Here is a 3,146-nt window from a genome sequence, read left to right as displayed (position 1 = left end):
GCACTTGGGGGATACCAATGAAGCAATCCACGAAGACGCGGTCGCGCGTCGCGCGCGCCGCCTTCGTCGCGCTCCTGATGTCCAGCGCGGCCACCGCCGCCCTGGCCGCGCCGGCCACGCGCGACGCCAAGCTGCAAGCGATGCAGCAGCAGCTCGACGAGATGCGCGCTCAAATGGAGCAGATGCGCGCCCAGAACGGCCAGGACGCCCGCCTGTCGGCGATTCAGTCCCAGCTCGAAGCCTTCAGCCAGCAGCTGAACGAGATGAAGGCCCAGCAGGACGCCCAGGCCTCCGACATCGTCACCCTGAAGGCTCCGCCGAGCGGCTCGACCGTCATCCCGTCGCTGCCGAACGGCAAGCCGATGCTGGCGACCGCCGACAAGAGCTTCACCGCCAACATCCGCGCCATCGTCATGTTCGACGCCGGCGCCTACCTGCAGAAGGACCACCTGCCCTCGACGATCACCGGCACGGCGTCGCACCTGAACAACGGCACCAACTTCCGCCGCGCCCGCTTCGGCATCGACGGCAAGCTGTTCAAGGACTTCGACTACGCCCTGATCTACGAATTCGGCGGCTCGGGCGCGGAAGACGCCGGCCACATCCAGGAAGCCTGGGCGCAGTACAACGGCCTGAAGCCGCTGCGGATCCGCATCGGCGCCTTCGAGCCGAACATCGGCCTGTCGGCGGCGACCTCGACCAGCCAGATGCCGTTCATGGAACGCCCCTCGTCGGCGGAAATCGCCCGCGGCGTCGCCGCCGGCGACTCGCGCAGCGCCATCCAGGTCGCCAGCAACGGCATCTTCGGCGAGGGCGACAGCGGCATCGCGACGCGCTGGTTCGTGTCGGGCGCCGTCACCGGCAACACCGTCAGCACGGTGAACTCGACCGGCGGCTTCGCCACCCAGCCGTTCGGCGAGCAGGAAGCGATCATCGGCCGCGTGGCCCTGGCGCCCTTCGACAGCACCAACTGGCAGGCCCACTTCGGCTTCAACGCGCAGTACGTCTTCCGCCCGAACGACGCGACCGGCGGCACGGCGGCCAACCCGCGCTACCCGGTCCAGCTGCGTGACCGGCCCGAGCTGCGCATCGACGCCACCCGCCTGGTCGACACCGGCGCCATCGACGCCCGCCACGTCACCGTCTACGGCGGTGAAGCGGGCCTGACGGTCCGCAACTTCCTCGTCGAAGGCGAGTACTTCAAGTACAAGATCGACCGCCGTCAGGCGACGGCGACCGCCAACCTCGGCGATCCGGACTTCGACGGCTGGTACGTCCAGGGCGTCTACGTGATCACCGGCGAGCCGCGGCCCTACAACCCGGCCGAAGCCCGCTTCGACGCGCCGAAGATGGCCTACAACTTCAACCCCGCCGCCGGCACCTGGGGCGCCTGGGAAATCGGGGCCCGTTATTCGGACATCAATCTGAACTGGAACGACGGCGTGTTCGGCCGGGCCACCCCCGCGGGCGGCGTCCGCGGCGGCGAGCAGAAGATCTGGACGGTGGGCCTGAACTGGTACCTGAACCCCGCCATCCGCCTGATGCTCGACTACAGCCACGTCGAGGTCGACCGGCTGAACTCGGCCGGCGCGGACCAGGGCCAGAAGTTCAACACCATCGCCCTGCGCAGCCAGCTGACCTTCTAAAGCGCTCTTTCCCCTCGACTTCTTCGCCGCCGCGGACCCGTTCCGCGGCGGCTTTTTCGTTTGGGGATCGTTCCTTTCCCCGAGCGCGGGGAGAGGCGCGTCACACGTCCGGATTGGCCGCCCGGCGCTGGGCCGCGGCGGCCTGGACCTTGTCGAACTGCGCCTGGGCGGCGGCGATCTTCGCCTTGTCGCCGGACTTGCGCGCGTCCGCCAGCGTCTGGGCGGCCGCCATCTCGCGGATCGGATCGAGATAGCTGTCGTCGGCCGGCCGGAAGCCGCCGTAGGCCAGCTTCTTCAGCACCTCGCGCTCGCGATCGGCCTCGAAGCCGGTTCCCGTGCCGTAGGTGATGAAGAACTGGCGAATCTTCTCCTTCAGCGCCGGGTCGAGGTCCTTGCGCACCAGGATCGAGGCCTCCGGCAGGGGCGGCGAAGTCCAGATCACCTCGACCTTGTCGGCCAGCTGCGGGTGCTCGCGCTGGGCGGCCAGAACGCCCACGGTGTTGTTGGTGGCGACGTCGACGACGCCGGTGGCGACGTCGACGAAGTTGGCCTGGTGGCTGGCCGCGCGCACCGCCTTGAAGCACTTGGCCGGCTCGACGCCCTTCGGCGTGAACAGGTAGGTCATCGGCGCCAGCGTGCCCGAAATCGACTCCGCCTCGCCGACGCCGAAGCTGAGCTTGCCGCCGCACTTCAGCACCGCGTCGAGGGTGATGTTGCGCCCCGTCCTGGCGATCAGCACCGAGCGGTAGGCGGCGTCGCCGCCGGCCTCCACCACCCGGGCCAGCACCTCGGCGTCGGCGCGGTTCACCGCCTCCAGCGCCGGCCGGGCGGAGTACCATCCGGCCTGCACCTGGCCGAAGCGGATGGCCTCCACCAAGGACGTGTAGTTGGAGGCGAAATAGGGCTTCACCTTCACCCCGATGCTCTTCGACAGGTCGTCCGTCAGCGGCCGCCAGAGGGGCTGCATGGCGGTCTGGTTTTCGGCCGAGGGGATCGCGAAGGCGAGTTCCTTCGGATGCGGGCCGGCGACCTGTTCCTTCTGGCCGCAGCCGGCCAGCGCGAGCGCGACGGCGAACCCGGCGAGCAGACGGCGGCGGATCATTGCGGCGCTCCTTCCCAGAACACGTCCTCGACCCCGCGCACCGTAGATGTCGGCGAGCCGCTCACGGTTCGGCGGGCGGGCCATCGTAAACCAGCCGGCCGGCCTTCAGGCGACACCCCGTTGCAGCAGCAAGGCGTAGTCCACTTGATGAAGCGTGACCATAAGGGTCAAGCGCCGCGGTTCGGGCCGCCGCCGAACGGCCCCCGCCCGGAGGCGGGCGCCGGAAGATGAGGCGCGCGTCAGTCTTTTGTTAAGCCTGCAGTCGAGATCCGTTCTTTACATGCCGGCCAATAGACCCTAAATGCGCGTCTTCCGGCGGACCCGATGTCCTGAAAAGCGCTGCTAACGCCGGTCTGGGTTCAACAATCCGTTGGGGGTTGCGTGAGGTGCACACGTAC

2 protein-coding genes are annotated in these 3,146 nt (G+C 68.7%); one reads left to right on the top strand and one right to left on the bottom strand.

Annotated features, from left to right (window positions below):
* Window positions 1-1,646: porin (locus VJS38_RS01105; protein WP_324086311.1), on the top strand; the 1,646-nt coding region annotated here is incomplete at its 5' end.
* 100 nt (window positions 1,647-1,746) lie between these two features.
* On the opposite strand, the gene phnD is transcribed toward VJS38_RS01105, so the two are convergent.
* A complete protein-coding gene (gene phnD / locus VJS38_RS01100; RefSeq protein WP_324086310.1) occupies window positions 1,747-2,748 on the bottom strand; it encodes a phosphate/phosphite/phosphonate ABC transporter substrate-binding protein in 1,002 nt (333 codons plus the stop codon).
* Window positions 2,749-3,146: the final 398 nt, after the last annotated feature.

It is taken from the genome of Phenylobacterium sp. (assembly GCF_035276905.1).
Taxonomy (GTDB): Bacteria; Pseudomonadota; Alphaproteobacteria; order Caulobacterales; family Caulobacteraceae; genus Phenylobacterium.
Note: the sequence above shows the minus strand (reverse complement) of the source record. Positions and strands in the feature narration are given on the sequence as shown.

Bases quoted from the DNA above. Each gene is read 5' to 3' on its own strand.
- phnD (WP_324086310.1), bottom strand. From the start codon at position 2,748: ATGATCCGCCGCCGTCTGCTCGCCGGGTTCGCCGTCGCGCTCGCGCTG.